We start from the raw sequence: 15,518 nt of genomic DNA, 5'->3' as shown, positions 1-15,518 counted from the left end.
CACACGGCCGCCGGGGAATTTCTCACAGCGCGATTTACGCAGCCGTGAGCCGGACCGAAAAATTGGCGCACCGATATCCTTCCGGCGCGGACAACGTATCCGCGACGGGCACAGGACAGCCTCGGACGCGCGCGTACCCGGGCCTACCCGGATCAGAGCACGGTCGCGAGGGCGGAAGAGATCGGCGGGCCACGCCGGGAGATGGCGCCGAGCAGCAGCGCACCGGGCGGCCGGGCGGGCGCGTCGGGTGTGCGGACCAGCCGATCCTCATCCGGCGCAAGCGATTCGAAGTGGGCGAGCAGCGACCAGACGGCGCGCGACACCGCGGCGTAGACACGTTCCACCGCGGCGATCAGCAAGGCGGCGAGCACGGTTGCCACAGCATGCGCGGCCAGCATCGTCCATCCGGCGACGCCGGACCCTTCGACGGTGGTGTGGGAATGATCCGCGACGGTCGCCATCATCAGCGCATTGTGCGCGAGGAACTGCCCTGCTCCGAGCGCCGCGACGAGCCGGACCCGCCCGCGCCCGGCAGGAGATCCGACCGCCGCGCCGACGGCGCCGCTGACCACCAGAAGCAGTGTCAGTGCGGCCGAATGCGGTAGGGCGCCCTCGAAGCCATGGGCCGCTATGGCCAATAGGCCACACAGAATTCCGGCCAGGCTGCCACGTATTCGGTCACGCGACGGAGCGCCGGCACACGCGAGCACAACCATCGTCGACAACCTTCACAGACAAGCCAGAGCGGAATGGATTCGCGAAGACTATAACCGGTCCACCGGAATTCCCGAAATCCCTTCCGCGCCTCGAAAACAACTCGACCACAAGGCCAATTCGCTTCTGAACGGAAGAGATTCGGGCGACCGAGCCGAGCCGATTCGACACCGAGCAGCTGGTTATAGATATCGGCTCTGAACAGGTGGCATAGTCTACGGAGAACACGAGGTTGTCTCCGATCCCGTTCAGACGAAGGAGTGACCGTTTCGATGAAGAATGCATGGATGTATCGAGCCGCGTTCACCGGCGTCGCCGCGGCCGCGGCGGTCGTGATCGCGGCCGCACCCGCGGGTGCCCATGTCAGCGTCTCCGGGCCCGATGCCGCCCGCGGCGGTTCGGCCGTATTGACGTTCCGGGTGCCGAACGAGTCGGCCACCGGCAGCCCGACCACCGCGCTGACCGTGCAATTCCCGGCGCTGACGGAGGTGAACACCCAGGCGATGCCGGGCTGGCGCGCGGAGGTCTCGCGCGACGCCGATCACAAGGTCACCGGCGTCACCTGGACCGCGGACGCGGGCGGCGGCATCGGCCCGGGACAGTTCGGGTCCTTCGCCGTGCTGGCCGACGGCCTGCCCGATACCGATTCGATCACCATGCCCGCCACCCAGACCTATGCGGATGGGCAGGTCGTGAAGTGGGACCAGACCTCGTCGGGCGGCTCCGAGCCCGAGAATCCGGCTCCGGTACTGCAATTGGCTTCGAAGCAGTCCGCTACAGCCGGTCACGGCGATATCAAGACCGCGATGCCGCAGTCCCAGTCGGAGAAGGACACGACGGCCCGCTGGCTCGGCAGCGTCGGCATCGTGCTGGGTGCGCTGGGCCTGCTCGGCGCCCTCGGCCTCGGATTCGCCCGCCGCAAGTCCTGAGGCGTTACCCGATCCTGCACCGCGGCCGACCGGTACCGCCCACCCGGGCAGGTACCCGTCGGCCGCGCGTCTTTCTCAATGACCGTGGCTGTGACGTGCCGTCGTCGTCGGAGCCTGCGGCCCGGAGTGACCGGGAGCAGCCCACGTGCCGACCGCCCAGGCCGCACCGAACACGACCGCGAGCACGAGCAGGAATCCGGCGATCCTGGGTATCACGCCGAACCGTGTACTCATCGCCGATTCCTCTCTGGCAGTCACTCGCGTCCGCTCGATCACCCGAGACCGAAGGGCTGTCCCCAGAGCGTGACCCAGGTCTTGACGTTGTCGGTTTCCACTTCGACGTTCACGAACGAGCGCGCCTGGGCGTAGCCGCCGCAGCCCGACAGGGCGATGGTCTCGTCGGACCAGCTGACGCTGCCGTTCGGACCGTGGAATTCATTGCGCCAGCGGTGGGTCTCGCGGCCGAAGTCGTCGGGCTGTTCGAGATCCAGCAGGTGGAAGGCCTGGGCCTGACCCGGGCCGAGGCTGAGGTTGCCGCCGCCGTTGACGCCCGCCTGCGGGGTGACATTGCCCTGGTTGTCCCAGCTGGCCCCGACGCTCGGGCCGCCGTTCACACCGCCGCCGTCGATGGCGACCTGGCAGCCGACGACATATCCGGGGTCGATGCGGCCGCCCTTGGCGGTGGTTCCGGACAGCTGCACCGAGACGGCGCCGGACGCCCAAGCATTGCGGTGCACGGGTGTCGCGCCCATCGACGGGCTGATGGTGGCGGATTCGCCGGTCAGCGTGACATCGATGACGGTGCCGTCGGACAGGGTCTGGGTCAGGTGGCCGCCGGGCAGCGGCACGAAGGTGTCGGCGTGAGCCGCCCCGGCGGCGGACATGCCCAGGGCGGCAGTGGCGGCCGCGCCGATTCCGGCCAGCCGGGCCGCGGTCTTACGGAACTGCATGATGATTTCCCTCTGGGTATCGAATTCGCTGATGCGAGAGGTGAATTGGCGACGTCGGGCGCGGCGTCAGCCGATGCTGAACGGCTGCCCGTAGAGGGTGGTCTTGGAGTAGTGGTCGCCGATGATCTCGACCACGGTGTAGGCCCGCGCCTGGGCGTAGCCCGCGCAGCCCTGGATCTGGACTTCGGCGTCCCGGTATTCCACCGAGTAGGTGCCCGCCTTCAGGATGTCCTTGTAGTCGATCTGCACGAATTGCACCTGGCCGGGGCCGAGATTCACGCCGATGGACCCGCCGAGGCTGCCGCCGTTGAGGCTGAGCGAGCCCGAGACCCCCGCCGAGACGGCGTCCTCGCCGATGCTCACCTGGCAGCCGACGATATAGCCGGTGCTGATCTGCGAGGCACCGTGTGTGGAGGAGTTGTTGGAGCCGGCCTGGCTCACCGGACCGTTGTTGGGGCCGACGGTGCCGTCCGGCGTATCGGTGACATCGGCGGTCGCGATGCCGGAAACCCAGACCACCCGGCCCGCGCCGTTGGCCGCCAGCGACGGTGAGACCACGGCGTGTTCGCCGGTGCGGTTGACCGTGACGCCCGGCGCGGCCTTCTGCCCATCCGGCAGCGGCACGAAGGTGTCGGCATTGGCCGCGCCGGTGGAGAGCAGGCCGATGGCCACGGCCGCCGCTGCCCCGGCGCCCGCGACACGGGCACCACGACGCACGGCGGAATTCTGGATTTCCCTCACGAATGGTCCTTCATCAACTGTGACTTGCGTTTTCCGGACAGTTAGTCGGATGCGAACACGTTCGGTTCCCGGCAGGTCCGTGAGGTGAATCACCGAATTATTTTCAGGCGGACGGGTTTTCGTGAGATTCCGCCATCCGGCGCAGGGCGCGGCGATCGACCTTGCCCGCCGGGCCCAGCGGCAGCGCGGGCAACACGAGCAAGCGCTCCGGGAACTTGCGCGGTTCCAAGCCGCGCCCGGCGAGATGCTCGGTCAGATCGCGCAGGGTGAGCGTGGCGGTGGCAGCGACGCAGGCGCACAACCGTTCTCCGTACAGCGGATCCGGCACGGCCACGCAGGCCACGTCGGTGATGGCCGGATGAGTGAGGAGTAGCGATTCCACCTCGGCCGGGCTGATATTGAGCCCGCCCCGGATGACGACATCCTTGCTGCGGCCCACGATCGTCAGGTATCCGTCCGGATCGAGGACGCCGAGGTCGCCGGTCCGGGTCCAGCCATCGGGGGTGCGCAGCGTGCGATCCAGTTCGGCGTCGTCGACGTAGCACATCGGCGACATCGGCCCGCGGGAGACGATCTCCCCTACCGATCCTGGTGGCAGGGTGGTGAATTCCCGGTCCACGACCCGGATTTCGGTGACCGCCGGATGGGGACGGCCAGCGGTGGTGGCGCGTTCGGGCGGATCGTCGAGGGCGGTGTGGCAGGAGACGCCGTCGGCGGATCCATAGAGGTTGACCACCGGGCAGCCCAGCGCCTCGCGACCACGCACGGCGGTCGGCGTGTCGAGGGCGGAGCCGCCGACCACCACCGCCCGCAGGCTCGACAGGTCCGCGGAACCGATGGCCGGATGATCCAACAGCATCCGCAACATGGTGGGAACGCCGAGCAGATGTGTGGGAGCCGCCCCTTCGACCATGGCGAGCGTAGCGGCGGGCTCGAACCTGGGCTGCAACACCAGCGTCGCCCCCAGGGTGGCCAGGGTGACCGACGTGCCGCTGGAACCGAACGCCGAGGCGAGCGGAACCAGGAACATATTGCGCATGGCAGCCGGATCCTCGTGCAGCGCGGCCAGCATGGCCCCGCGCCCGCCTGCGAGCGCATTGTGCGAGTAGAGCACCATTTTCGGTTCGGCCTCCGAACCGGAGGTGACCAGAATTCGGGCCGGGCCGTCGGGATCCACGGTCCGGGCGCGGAATTCGCACGCGTCGGTGGCGAGCAGGGCGTGCACGGGCACGCAGCCGCGCGCGACGTGCCGTCCAACGGCGACGACCGCGCGGAGTGCCGGGAGCTCGGCCGCCATTTCGCGGATGCCTGCGGCGCAGGGGAAGCCATTGTGTTCGGCCAGGGTGATGACGGCGACGGCTTCGGAGCGCCGCAGCAGGCTCGCCGCTTCCCGGCCGCCGCGTCCCACCGGGAACGGCAGCGCGACCGCCCCCAGCGCCGCGATGGCCAGGTCCGCGGCACAGGCCAGGCGGCCATTCGGAAGCTGCACGGCGACAACGTCTTCAGCGGTCACGCCGAGACCGGTCAGACCGGCCGCCAGCCGCCGGGCCTGTTCATCGAGTTCGGCGTAGGTGACGGTGCCATCGGCGTCGATCACCGCGGGCTTGTCCGGATGCTGTGCGCACCGTGCGGCGTAGAGCGAGTAGATGTCACGGCCGGGGTAGTACCCGGCTCGCGCCCAGGAATTCCTCAGCTCGGCGGGCACCAGGTCCGAATACCAGTGCGCGACGGTTTTTTCGGCGCCGCTCACGAGATTCGCCACGGGGTGCTCAGGGCGGGGCAGCCGAATTCGTCGCGGCCGATCACCGCGGCGAAGCGCGCATCGGTGAGGAGGTCACCGAGATCGGTGGCGACCGCCACGGTGCCGGTCGTCCAGCCGTCCTCGTCGGGAATCGGCTGCCGATCCGCCGTCTGCGGGCGGACACCGCAGCGGCGCAGCGTATTCGAGGCGCTCAACAGGCTGCTCTCGACTGCGGCACCGGTGCGGTCACGCTGCCGCAGCAGCAGTCCGGCGACGGCGGCTTCTGCTCCGAGGATGCCGCCCAGCACATCGAGCAGGGTCATCAGCGAGGGCGCGGGCGGCGCACACGGCGGGCCGACCAGTTCCGCGAGGCCGGTGCGGGCCTGGACCATGAAGTCGGTGCCGGGTGGCAGATCACCGAGGTCGAGGCCGGACCAGCCGGAGGTGTAGACGTGAACTACGCCGGGCGGCATGTCGGTGGCCGAGAGCTCCAGCTGCTCGGCCTTGCCGGGAGCCCAATTGTGCAGGAAGACACCGGATTCGGCGGCCAGAGCCCGCAGTCGCTTCCGGTCGGCGGCAGACTTGATGTCGAATTCGGCCGCCCGCTTGCGCCGGTTGAGGGCCAGCCAGCGCGACGACAGATCGCCACTGCACGGCGGCATCTCGCGCAGCGGGTCACCGCCTGGCGGCTCGATGCGGGTCACGTCGGCTCCGAGCAGGCGCAGCAGGTGTGCGGCCAGCGGCGCTTGCACCCGGCGGCCCGCCTCCAGGACGACGAGGCCGCTCAGCGGAGTTTCGAGGGTGCCACGACATCGATCCGGCTGGGCGAGCGGCGAATTCGGGACCGGCAGCACGGTCCACGGCGCGGGCAGCGACTGGGGGGACGGCGTGCCGGACTCCGCCGCGCTGTACAGGCGGCACACCTGGACCCCGGAGTGCGCGGCGGCCACCCGGATCTGGTCGAAGGTGTGCGCACGGGTGGTGTCGTGCAGGTTCTCGGCGAGCGGCGCGGTCGCCGTGGCGTAGCGGAATTGGAAGGGGCGCCAGCCTTTTCGCCAGGCCCTGGGTTCCGCGCCCAGCTCGGTCCAGAACGCACCCCACGGTTCCGGCTGCAGCGACTCGATTTCGAATCGGATGCCGTCGGCGCTGGTGAACGGCGGGCCACCCGGGGCGAGGTCCACGGCTTCGGGATCGTCGCCGCCGGCCGCGGCCAGGTACTGGGAGATCGACAGCAGGGCGGCCTCGGCGACGCTGGTCTCGACCCGGGCGAGGCCGCCGGGCGCGGTCAGCAGGCTGGCCAGCAACGCGGTGCCGGCGAGGGCTCCCGCGGCGGTCTCGCAATAGTCGACCGAGAGTCCCCGGGGGCGACCGGCCCGGCGGCCGTTCACGTGCATGACCCCGCAGATCGCCTGCACGGCAGTCTCATTGGTGAGCGCCGGTTCGTCGACCGGGCCCGCCCAGTCCACGGTCAGTGCGCGCCGGGTGCCGTCCGGGAGGGCCAGGTGCGCCGTCGCCGCCACGCCACGGGGCAGATCACCGACGGTGACGGCGGCGCCGAGCGCGCCGAGATGGATGCGCAGCACCTCGGCCGCCGCGCCGGACCCGCTGACGGTCGCGGTCGCGCCCGCGAGCAAGGGAGCGACCGCCGGGATGGTTGCGTGTGTGTGCGACATTGCGCGCCTTCCGCCGGATTCGGGTGTGCAGTCAACGAGTCGGCCGGAAGGGTGGAAGAGTTCCGACAAATGGTTCGATCGGAACATGTCGCCCGAATCACCCACTGTGTCCGCCCTGTCCGCGACCCTGCCGAGCCGGATCCAGGAATTCGTTGACTCCCAGGTCATTCCACTCGAGGACGCCCTCGACGCCGATGACGGTGCGGTGTGGGCCACACTGCGCGAGCAAGCCATTGCCGCCGGTCTCTGGGCGCTGCCGCTGCCACGGGAGCACGGCGGCGGAGGCGTCCCGCTGGCGGACTACCTCGCGCTCGCGGAGCTGGAGGGCCGCAGCGATCACGGGCCCGAGGCGCTCGGTTCCTCGGCTCTGCTCACCGTCCGCATGCTGGGCGCACACGCGCATCCGGAGTTGCGCGCGAGCCTGCTCCCGGAGCTGGTGGCCGGAACCGCCAAGGCGGCGTATGCCATGACCGAGCCCGGGGTGGCCGGATCCGACCCGAGCGGCCTGCGCACCACCGCCGTCCGCGACGGGTCCGGTGAATGGATCGTGACCGGCCGCAAATGGTTCATCACGGCCGCCGCCCGTGCCGGCTGGGTACTCGTCGTCGCCCGCACCGGCGTGAATCTGCCCACCCGGCAGGCGTTCTCGATCCTGGCCGTACCGACCACCGCCGCGGGATTCCGGGTGATCCGCGAGGTCGACGTGCTCGGTGCGGGCGGCCAGCACGAGATCGAATTCGACCGGGTCCGAGTGCCCGGCACGCACCTGCTGGGCACGGTCGGCGCGGGGATGACGCTGGCGGCCGAACGGCTCGCGCTCGGGCGCACCCTGCGCGCCCTCCGCTGGATCGGGCAGGCCCAGCGCGCCGTGGAACAATTCGCCCGCCGCGCGAGCGAACGCCGGCTCGGCGACGGCGTTCTCGCCGATCGCCAACTGATCCAGCAGCTGGTGTTCGAGTCCGAACTACAGCTCCGCTCGGCACGGCTGCTCGCCGCCGAGGCCGCCCGCCCGGTGGCCGCCGACGCCCCCGCCCAGATCGAAGTCGGCCTGGCCAAGACCGCCGCCGCCCGCGCCCTCGGCACCGCCGTCGATGCCGCCATCCAGGTCTACGGCGCCGAGGGTCTCACCGCCGCAACGGGTCTCCCCCGCCTGCTGCGCACCGCGCGCGCCGCCCGGATCCTCGACGGCGCCGACGAATTCCACATCACCGCCACCGCTCGCCGCCTCCTGCGCGACTACTCCGGCCAGGGTCGACCGCCCGCCCACTGACGCCCCACCCACTACGGCGATCGCCGGCCCGTGGTAGTCGTCCGCCGGCACGACAGCTGTTCACATCGCGACGAAGTCGCCTCTGTCCCAGCTGATTCAGGCGGAGACCATCGCAACCCGTTGTGCCGAGCCGAGGGTGGATCGCGGATCGAGCCACGTCGGCCCTGGCCCGGTTCGTCCGCGAGAGGCGGGCAGCGGCGGACGGCGACCTCGAAATCCCGGGAACCGAATCGATTCGCGGCACGACTTGTGGATCGACGACGAGTGGGAGCTGAGGGTGCGAGCGGGATCGAGGGTGGAGCTGACCGGGGTGTGCTGTGCGCACGACCGGCGGCCGGTCGTGCGAGAGGTCGATCTGGTGGTCGAGCCCGGTGAGCGGGTAGCGCTCACCGGTACCAACGGGTCCGGGAAGACGACACTGCTGCGCGCGCTGCTGGGGCTGCACCCGGTGTCGTCGGGTGTCATTGCCGTGGACGGGGATCGGGCGCGGTCGGCACGGGATTGGGACCGCCGGCGCAAGGTCGCCGCGTGGATTCCGCAGCGGCAGGCGTCCGGCCGGTTTCCGCTGCTGGCGCGCGAATTGCTGGTCAGCAGTGGCGATCTCGGCGCGGCGCTGGAGGCCGGTGAGCGGCTCGGCGTGGCGGACTTCGCGGATCGGCCGCTGGACACGCTGTCGGGCGGTCAGTTGCAGCGCATGTATCTGGCCCGGGCGGTCGGCTGCTTCGCCGCGGGCGCACGGCTGCTCCTGGCCGACGAGCCCACGGCCGCACTCGATTTCGCCGGCCAAGCCGAAGCGGTCGAATTGCTGGTGGCGCTGCCCGTGACGGTGCTGGTGGTCACCCATGATCGCGCGCTGGCCGACCGTTGTGATCGCGTGCTCGAGATGGCCGACGGCCGCTTGCGCGAAATCCCCGCCCGGCATGAGGAGATCGTGTGAACAGTGCGGCGAATTTCATGGACGTGTGGCAGCTGGCTCCGGTGCAGCGCGGTTTGTTCGCGCTGGTGCTGGGCGCGGTCGGACTGCCGATCGTGGGCGTGGTCATCATCGGGCTGGACATCATGCCGGTGCGGTTCGCCATGATGCACGTGGCGCTGCTCGGCATCGCGGTCGGCATGCTGACCGGGCTGGACCCCATGCTCTGCGCCCTGGTGGCCTGCGGCGGATCGGGGGCGGCGCTGACGCCGCTGGCCCGCAGCCGCACCGGATTGTCCGGGGCCATGGGCCTTTTGATGAGCCTGTCCATTGCGGGCGCGCTGCTGGTGCTGTCGATCTCGGGCGTCAACGCCAATGGCGCGTTCGAACTGCTCTGGGGATCCATCCTGGCCACCCGCACCGCCGATGTGGTGCTGCTGGGTGTGCTCGCCGCGGTGGTGCCGCTGCTGTTCGTGCTCCGCCGCCGCCAGATCGGACTGCTGCTGCACGACCGGGAGCTGGCTGCCTGCTCGGGCGTGCGGGTGGATCGGCTGACCCTGATCCTGCTCGTGCTGGTCGCGATCGCGGTGGCCGCCGGCATCCGGCTCACCGGCGCGCTGCTGGTGGACGCGCTGACCCTGCTGCCCGCCCTGGCAGCGCGCCGGCTCGCGAATTCGCTGACCACCATGGCGATCACGGCGGTCGTGGTGGGCGTGGTGGTGAATATCGCGGGCTTCACGCTCGCGGTGGCACTGGACCTGCCGCCCGGTCCGGTCCTGGTGCTCTTGGCGGGGGCCGTCGCCCTCGTCGTTCATGTGATACCCGATTGGAGAAGACGAGGATGGCCCTCATCCGACGAAACCGGCTCGCGCGCATCGCGATCGGTGCCGTTGCACTGATCACCGGTGCGGCCGTTGCCACCGGCTGTTCCTCGAGCAGCGACCATGACCACAACGGCCCGCATGTGGTGGCCGCGAGTTCGTGGGAGGCGGCGTTCGCCAAGGCCGCCGGGGCCTCCGACGTGACGGTCATCGTGCCCGCCGCCATCAAGCACGCCCCCGATTACGATCCCAAGCCCTCGGATCTGGCCACGGTCGCCAAGGCCGACTTCGTGCTGTACGCGCAGTTCGAAGGCTTCGCGGGCAAGATCAAGGACGCGGCCGGATCCAAGGCCAAGCTGGTCGAGGTCAATCTCGACAATGCCAAGGACACCATGGAATCCGAGGTGCGCCGCCTGGGCGACCTGTTCGGCACCCGCACCACCGCCGACAAATGGATCGTCGATTTCGAGACCGAGTACGGCAAGCTCGCCACCGACGTCAAGACCGCCTGGCCGGGCGGGCAGCCGCCGAAGGTGGTGCAGCAGGCGTTCATGGGCTTCGCCGCCCAGCTGTCCGGCGCGCAGGTGCTCGGCACCTATGGTCCGGCGCCCATCACCCCGGGGCAGGTCGCGGACCTCTCCGCCAAGAATCCGCAGTACGTGCTGGGCAATGAGCAGATGAGCACCGGCCAGGTGCTGCCCGGCTCGTCCGCCAAGCAGATCGATCTCACCAATTACCCCACGCAGGACCAGGATCTGCTCTCGGTGTACCGGGACGCCGCCGCCAAGCTCACCGCGGCGATGCACGGCTGAGCGGCCGGGCCGGGCTGGGCGGCGTGTCCGGCGGGGCGATCACAGTTCGGCTGGATCGACCTCGCCGGACAGGATCGCCAGCGCCAGCATGAGAAAGAAGTCGCCCCAGATCAATTCGTGGCGGATCGCCAGACCGCGCGACAGGTCGTAGCGGCCGTTCAACAGTCGCCCCGGCGACTCACCGGTCGAAAAATGCTCGCCGACAAGTACCTCGACGTCCCGGTGCCGCGTATCCCGCGTCAGTCGCGCCCGCAGCCACAGTTGTCCGACCCAGAACCCCGCCGCCCAGGAGCCGCGGCGGGTCGTCGTCCACTCCCCCGCGTCCGGCTCGGCGTACAGCGGAAATCGGTCTCGCACAGCCGCTTCGGTGACCGCGATCCTGTCGAGGATCGGCTCCAGTGCAGCGGCTGCGCGCATGCCCGGGAGTGTCCGGCCCATTCGACCCGTCTCCGAGGTCATCAGGCATCAGGCTTCGCTCGTCGCGCGGTCCGCGCACGCCACCACCATGCCACCGCTGCGGCCGCCAGGAACGCCCCCGACACCAGGGTCCACGCGGGTCCGTAGCGGCCGTCCGAGGCGTCCACGAGCGCACCGAAAACCGGTGGCCCGATGACGAATCCGGCGAAGAACCCCGCCGACACCACCGCCGAGTCGCGGCCCACGTGCTCGGGCGCGGCCGTCGCGATGACGGTCATCATCGAGACGGCATTCGCCGAGACCGCACAGCAGCCGATGCCGAGCGCGCCCAGCCACACCCACCCGCTCCACCAGGTCCCGGTGAGAATTCCCAGCGCCGCGACCGCCGCGCCGAGGGCCAAGGGCCCCAGCAGGATCGCCGGGGTCGGCAATCGGGACGACCATCGGGTCCAGCCCACTCGCCCGGCGATTCCGGCGACGCCGAGCACGGCGACCAGGGTGCTCGCCGCGCCCGCGGACAGCCCCAGCTGCTTGGCGGCGTACAGCGCGATATAGGTGTTGATCGCCGAGATTCCGGTCCCGAGCAGTACCGAGTAGCCGCACATCCAGCCCGCGTCGCCGTGCGGGCGTGCCACCACCAGTGGTGGAAGACGCGGCGGCTGCGGATCTTTCACCACCGTGAGCGCCGCCGCCACCGCGAGCGCCGCGATCGCCGCCGCCGTGGCCACGGCCGCGCGCCAGTTCACCGCGCCCGCGATCGCCGCCAGGGGCAGTCCCGCGAGAAACGCGCCGAACTGCACGCCCGACTGCTTCCATCCCGCCACGGCACCGCGCACGGCGGCCGGAACACGGGTTGCGATCAATTGATTCGTCGCCGGGTTGGCCAGGGCCTGTCCCAGCCCGGACACCGCGATCGCCGCCACCAGCCCCGCGTAGCCCGGTGCCGCCGCGAACAGGGCGAGGGCCAGCGCGGACAGCGCGAACATTCCGATCAGGCAGCGCCGGGCTCCCAGCGCCGCCACCATCGGACCGACCACCGGCGACAGTACCGCCGCCACCCCGAACCCGGCAGCCACCAGTAATCCCAGTTGCCGTGTGGCAATGCCGAATTCGCCGACCAGCCGGGGACCCAGCGCGCCCAGCAGGAACAGCGGCAGCATGGACAGGGCCATCGCCGTGGTCAGCAGCGCCGTCAGCACCGAGCTGCGGACAGCCGTGACCGCCGGGGTTTCCGCGCGCACACTCACACCCGACAAGTCGAACGAACGGCGGCCCCGGTTCCCGCGGATTCGCCCGGGACCCGCGTCGCCGTCCGGCCCGCCGGGAACTTCCCGCCGGGCCTGCGCGACCATTGAGCCATGAGGTGCGAAACGATCCGCGAAGCGCTGTCCGCGCGAATCGACGGCGAACAGGAGCCCATCGCGGCCGAATCGGCCGATCGGCACCTGGACGCCTGCGCCGACTGCCGTTCCTGGTACCTGCGCGCGGAATCGCTGCAGCGGACGCTGACAGCGATTCCCAGACCCTCGGTACCCGACCTCACGGCCGGCATCCTGCGACAACTGCCGCCGAACTCGCCGCTCAGCTCGGTCTCGTGACGATGGGCCGGTCGGGCTCCTGCCATGCGAGGACGAGGGATTCCCGGGCACGGGCCACCCGCGACCGGACGGTCCCGACCGGACAGCCGACGGCCTGGGCCGCCTCCGCATAGGACAGCCCGAGCATCTGGGTGAGCACGAACGCCTCCCGGCGGTCGTCGGGCAGGCCGCGCAGAAGGTCGGCGATGGCGAGCATTTCGGGGAAGTCGGAACTGTCACGCTCGCAGCGTTCATCGATCACGGTCTGCCAGTCGCCGGAGGCCTTCTTCGGGCGCACCGCGGCGCTCCGGATCCGGTCCACGACGGTGCGCCGGGCGATGGACAGCAACCAGGTTCGCGCCGAGGACCTGCCGGCGAAACCGGGCAGGCTGCGCAACGCGCGGAGGTAGGTCTCCTGTGTGAGGTCGTCGGCGGATTGCACATCGGTCAGATGCGCCGTGAAACGCCAGATGTCGCGCTGGGTCCCGCGAATGAATTCTTCGAGGGCGCCCCGGTCGCCACGACCGGCGGCCAGCGCGAGCGCGGTCAGCTGATCATCCGCCGAGACCGCGGGACTGTTCGGGGCCGGGTTCGCCCGGACGAGGCCGCGCGCAGACGCTGGCGCGGAAGGGATTAGGTGCATTGCCAAGCCTTCGATTGCAGACGCCACAGCAATGAGACGTCGATCGGAATCGGTCGCCGCACGATCAGCGGCGCACCGCGAAGGGGGCGGTCGATCAGTCACCGGTGGGCGAATTCGCCACCGGCAGTGAACTGTTCAGACCTGGAATGCACACGCGGGCGGGCCGCGTCGAGCCAGCACATGCCGCAGCAGGGTTTCCGACGGCTTCGGAACCCGGTGCTCCGCCACCCGCCCGGCCGGGAGACCGGCGGGCACACTCGGATGGAGATAGACGAGCAGCAGCGGCACGAAAAAACGCGCATACAGCGCGCGCAGCAATGCGAACAAAGCCCGTTCACCGCGCCACAGCCAGAGGCCGCAGAACATCGCGGCCAGGCAGTGCGCCGAGATCATCGCAGGAGTACTGGACCCGGCGCTCACGGCGCCGCTCATCCCAGCAACATGGTTCATGTGGCCGCCCGACATCGGCGCGAGCCCGAACCACAGATGCAGCACCAACTGCATGCCGGCCAGACCACCGACGATGGGCAGCACACCCCACTGCCGATCGGCGAAAGCCCATGCCACTGCGGCGGTCCCGCCGCACGCCACTACCAGGGCCGAGAACGACAGCCCGTGCCCGACCACGTGACCGTGCCCAGCGGCCGACACCGCGACGGCGATCACGGCGAAAATCGCCGCCCGCACGGCACGCGACACCGGGGTCACGAGTGGGTCGGTCATGGCGAGCTCCATCGTCGCATCACCACGCGAACGCCTGTGCCAGAGGGCTTCTCGACCTCATGTCATCCCATGAATGCAGTGGCGGGATCGGGCACACGTCGATACGACGGTGCAGGTCCCGCCCGGGTTCACCGCCGGCGGTGCGCACACTTCGGCCAGCAGGCCGGATTCATTCCGACGGGGCCGAGGTCCAGCGCTGCTCGACCTTGGCCCAGCGCCAGTAGGCGACGGCGATGATCCAGGCCAGCACGAACAGTCCGACAATGCCGAATCCGACATTGTTCAGGTTGATTCCGGCGATCCAGTCGGTGATCGGGTTGACGAAGTCGGCGTCGTCGTGCAGGACGGTGATCAGTTCGATGGAGCCGACGACCAGCGCCACCGCGATCGACAGCGCGGTGATGGTCAGGTTGTAGTAGATCTTGCGGATCGGTTCGGAGAAGGCCCAGTCGTAGGCCACGTTCATGAACAGTCCGTCGAGGGTGTCCATCAGGCTCATGCCCGCGGCGAACAGCAGCGGCAGCACCACGATCGCGTACCAGGGCAGCCCGGCCGCAGCCCCGGAACCGGCGAGGGCCAGCAGCGCGACCTCGGTGGCGGTGTCGAAGCCCAGCCCGAACAGCACGCCCACCGGATACACCTGCGCCGGCCGGCGCACCGCCCGCATGACCGGGCCCAGCAGCCGGGCCAGTGCACCGCGGGCCTGCAGGGCGGCCTCCAGCTCCTCGGCATCGAACTCGCCGTGCCGGCTGCGCTGGAACACCCGCCAGATCCCGATCAGCGCAACCACATTGAGCAGCCCGATCAGATAGAGGAACGATCCGGACGCCACCGTCGAGACGACACCCAGGGTCTTGCGGGTCGGCGAATCGTCGTCGACCAGCTCGCCGACCACCCGCGCCCCGGCCACCACCAGCGCCGCCAGCACGAACACGATCGTCGCGTGCCCCATGGCGAACCAGAACCCCACCGACTTGGGCCGCTGCCCATCGGCCATCAGCTTCCGGGTCGTATTGTCGATCGCCGCGATGTGGTCCGCGTCGAACGCGTGCCGCAGGCCGAACGCGTAGGCGGTGAAACCCAATCCGACCCCGAACACCTGCGACCCGAGCTGATAGCTGTGCGGCGCCACCGCCCCGAACAGCAGCCCGAACGCCACCAGATGGATCGCCGCGACCACCCCGAGCAGCACCCCCGCCTCGATCCAGTCCCGCCGCGACCAGTCGTGCAGGACATGCCGCAACCGACGGCGCGCGGGGACAGCGGAATTCGAAGCAGAATCGACAGACATGCGCGCAGAGACCTTCTCGGGGAACCCGCGTCCCCGCACGTAGGGCTGTGGCGATGTGAGGTCTGACTCCCGTACCGCCGTAGCGGCCCGGACACAGTGGCGCGACCGTCCCGGATTCCCACCGGGTTCCCACCATCGTCACAAAATGTTCGCCCGACTATACAGAGCAGTGCCAGCGACCCCGCCGGGCAGCGGGCCCGGACGATCCCGCGCCCGAACGACATCGGATTCGTGATGGACCGTCTCCGGACGACCGGGGAACCGTGGCGCGGGGAGACCGGTCATGAGTACTTAAGTACGACA

17 protein-coding genes are annotated in these 15,518 nt (G+C 70.0%); 6 read left to right on the top strand and 11 right to left on the bottom strand.

The window, feature by feature from the left end; genetic code table 11:
- Nucleotides 1-152 precede the first annotated feature (152 nt).
- Nucleotides 153-572, bottom strand: coding sequence for a hypothetical protein (locus ACWEKS_RS20300; protein WP_452341515.1), 420 nt, complete (start codon nucleotides 570-572; stop codon nucleotides 153-155).
- Nucleotides 573-986: 414 nt separating this feature from the next.
- Here ACWEKS_RS20300 and ACWEKS_RS20295 point away from each other — a divergent pair, with 414 nt between their 5' ends.
- A complete protein-coding gene (locus ACWEKS_RS20295) occupies nucleotides 987-1,643 on the top strand; it encodes a YcnI family copper-binding membrane protein (RefSeq protein WP_452341514.1) in 657 nt (218 codons plus the stop codon).
- A gap of 75 nt (nucleotides 1,644-1,718) precedes the next feature.
- Here ACWEKS_RS20295 and ACWEKS_RS20290 read toward each other — a convergent pair whose 3' ends face one another.
- The 5 genes from ACWEKS_RS20290 to ACWEKS_RS20270 all read right to left on the bottom strand — a co-directional run bounded on the left by ACWEKS_RS20290 (nucleotide 1,719) and on the right by ACWEKS_RS20270 (nucleotide 6,748).
- On the bottom strand, nucleotides 1,719-1,877 hold the full coding sequence (locus ACWEKS_RS20290) for a hypothetical protein (protein ID WP_452341513.1): 159 nt from the start codon (nucleotides 1,875-1,877) through the stop codon (nucleotides 1,719-1,721).
- Nucleotides 1,878-1,915: 38 nt separating this feature from the next.
- Nucleotides 1,916-2,593 (bottom strand): MspA family porin, encoded by a 678-nt coding sequence (locus tag ACWEKS_RS20285; RefSeq protein ID WP_452341512.1) that lies wholly within the window; start codon nucleotides 2,591-2,593, stop codon nucleotides 1,916-1,918.
- Between the two features lie 66 nt (nucleotides 2,594-2,659).
- A complete protein-coding gene (locus tag ACWEKS_RS20280; RefSeq protein ID WP_452341511.1) occupies nucleotides 2,660-3,334 on the bottom strand; it encodes an MspA family porin in 675 nt (224 codons plus the stop codon).
- Nucleotides 3,335-3,437: 103 nt separating this feature from the next.
- On the bottom strand, nucleotides 3,438-5,084 hold the full coding sequence (locus tag ACWEKS_RS20275) for an AMP-binding protein (protein ID WP_452341510.1): 1,647 nt from the start codon (nucleotides 5,082-5,084) through the stop codon (nucleotides 3,438-3,440).
- Complete coding sequence (locus tag ACWEKS_RS20270) at nucleotides 5,081-6,748, bottom strand: CoA transferase (protein WP_452341509.1); 1,668 nt, start codon at nucleotides 6,746-6,748, stop codon at nucleotides 5,081-5,083. The genes ACWEKS_RS20275 and ACWEKS_RS20270 overlap by 4 nt, the downstream gene beginning before the upstream one ends.
- Before the next feature lie 85 nt (nucleotides 6,749-6,833).
- Between ACWEKS_RS20270 and ACWEKS_RS20265 the strand changes: the two genes are divergently transcribed.
- The 4 genes from ACWEKS_RS20265 (at nucleotide 6,834) to ACWEKS_RS20250 (ending at nucleotide 10,564) form a co-directional block, all read left to right on the top strand.
- Entirely contained in the window at nucleotides 6,834-8,018 is a 1,185-nt protein-coding gene (locus ACWEKS_RS20265; protein WP_452341508.1) for an acyl-CoA dehydrogenase family protein, read from the top strand.
- Nucleotides 8,019-8,295: 277 nt separating this feature from the next.
- A complete protein-coding gene (locus tag ACWEKS_RS20260; RefSeq protein ID WP_452341507.1) occupies nucleotides 8,296-8,955 on the top strand; it encodes a metal ABC transporter ATP-binding protein in 660 nt (219 codons plus the stop codon).
- Nucleotides 8,952-9,830, top strand: a complete 879-nt coding sequence (locus ACWEKS_RS20255; protein ID WP_452341506.1) for a metal ABC transporter permease — start codon at nucleotides 8,952-8,954, stop codon at nucleotides 9,828-9,830. Before ACWEKS_RS20260 ends, ACWEKS_RS20255 begins: the two co-directional genes overlap by 4 nt.
- Nucleotides 9,773-10,564: a hypothetical protein gene (locus ACWEKS_RS20250; protein ID WP_452341505.1), complete on the top strand. Its 792-nt coding sequence runs from the start codon at nucleotides 9,773-9,775 to the stop codon at nucleotides 10,562-10,564. Before ACWEKS_RS20255 ends, ACWEKS_RS20250 begins: the two co-directional genes overlap by 58 nt.
- 39 nt (nucleotides 10,565-10,603) lie before the next feature.
- Here ACWEKS_RS20250 and ACWEKS_RS20245 read toward each other — a convergent pair whose 3' ends face one another.
- Complete coding sequence (locus tag ACWEKS_RS20245) at nucleotides 10,604-10,981, bottom strand: hypothetical protein (protein WP_452341504.1); 378 nt, start codon at nucleotides 10,979-10,981, stop codon at nucleotides 10,604-10,606.
- Between the two features lie 41 nt (nucleotides 10,982-11,022).
- Entirely contained in the window at nucleotides 11,023-12,228 is a 1,206-nt protein-coding gene (locus ACWEKS_RS20240; RefSeq protein ID WP_452341503.1) for an MFS transporter, read from the bottom strand.
- Nucleotides 12,229-12,339: 111 nt separating this feature from the next.
- Here ACWEKS_RS20240 and ACWEKS_RS20235 point away from each other — a divergent pair, with 111 nt between their 5' ends.
- Entirely contained in the window at nucleotides 12,340-12,579 is a 240-nt protein-coding gene (locus tag ACWEKS_RS20235; RefSeq protein ID WP_452341502.1) for a zf-HC2 domain-containing protein, read from the top strand.
- Here ACWEKS_RS20235 and ACWEKS_RS20230 read toward each other — a convergent pair.
- The 3 genes from ACWEKS_RS20230 to ACWEKS_RS20220 form a co-directional block, all read right to left on the bottom strand.
- A complete protein-coding gene (locus tag ACWEKS_RS20230) occupies nucleotides 12,563-13,201 on the bottom strand; it encodes a sigma-70 family RNA polymerase sigma factor (RefSeq protein WP_452341545.1) in 639 nt (212 codons plus the stop codon). The genes ACWEKS_RS20235 and ACWEKS_RS20230 overlap by 17 nt on opposite strands.
- A 135-nt stretch (nucleotides 13,202-13,336) precedes the next feature.
- Nucleotides 13,337-13,924, bottom strand: a complete 588-nt coding sequence (locus ACWEKS_RS20225; protein ID WP_452341501.1) for a hypothetical protein — start codon at nucleotides 13,922-13,924, stop codon at nucleotides 13,337-13,339.
- A 169-nt stretch (nucleotides 13,925-14,093) separates the two neighbouring features.
- The gene (locus ACWEKS_RS20220; RefSeq protein WP_452341500.1) at nucleotides 14,094-15,215 is read right to left on the bottom strand and encodes a HoxN/HupN/NixA family nickel/cobalt transporter; all 1,122 of its coding nucleotides are present in this window, start codon (nucleotides 15,213-15,215) and stop codon (nucleotides 14,094-14,096) included.
- Nucleotides 15,216-15,518 lie beyond the last annotated feature (303 nt).

It is taken from the genome of Nocardia sp. NPDC004711 (genome assembly GCF_053601595.1).
Note: the sequence above shows the minus strand (reverse complement) of the source record. Positions and strands in the feature narration are given on the sequence as shown.

Bases quoted from the DNA above. Each gene is read 5' to 3' on its own strand.
- ACWEKS_RS20295 (WP_452341514.1), top strand. From the start codon at position 987: ATGAAGAATGCATGGATGTATCGAGCCGCGTTCACCGGCGTCGCCGCG.
- ACWEKS_RS20290 (WP_452341513.1), bottom strand. From the start codon at position 1,877: ATGAGTACACGGTTCGGCGTGATACCCAGGATCGCCGGATTCCTGCTC.
- ACWEKS_RS20285 (WP_452341512.1), bottom strand. From the start codon at position 2,593: ATGCAGTTCCGTAAGACCGCGGCCCGGCTGGCCGGAATCGGCGCGGCC.
- ACWEKS_RS20270 (WP_452341509.1), bottom strand. From the start codon at position 6,748: ATGTCGCACACACACGCAACCATCCCGGCGGTCGCTCCCTTGCTCGCG.
- ACWEKS_RS20265 (WP_452341508.1), top strand. From the start codon at position 6,834: ATGTCGCCCGAATCACCCACTGTGTCCGCCCTGTCCGCGACCCTGCCG.
- ACWEKS_RS20250 (WP_452341505.1), top strand. From the start codon at position 9,773: ATGGCCCTCATCCGACGAAACCGGCTCGCGCGCATCGCGATCGGTGCC.
- ACWEKS_RS20245 (WP_452341504.1), bottom strand. From the start codon at position 10,981: ATGCGCGCAGCCGCTGCACTGGAGCCGATCCTCGACAGGATCGCGGTC.
- ACWEKS_RS20235 (WP_452341502.1), top strand. From the start codon at position 12,340: ATGAGGTGCGAAACGATCCGCGAAGCGCTGTCCGCGCGAATCGACGGC.
- ACWEKS_RS20230 (WP_452341545.1), bottom strand. From the start codon at position 13,201: ATGCACCTAATCCCTTCCGCGCCAGCGTCTGCGCGCGGCCTCGTCCGG.
- ACWEKS_RS20225 (WP_452341501.1), bottom strand. From the start codon at position 13,924: ATGACCGACCCACTCGTGACCCCGGTGTCGCGTGCCGTGCGGGCGGCG.
- ACWEKS_RS20220 (WP_452341500.1), bottom strand. From the start codon at position 15,215: ATGTCTGTCGATTCTGCTTCGAATTCCGCTGTCCCCGCGCGCCGTCGG.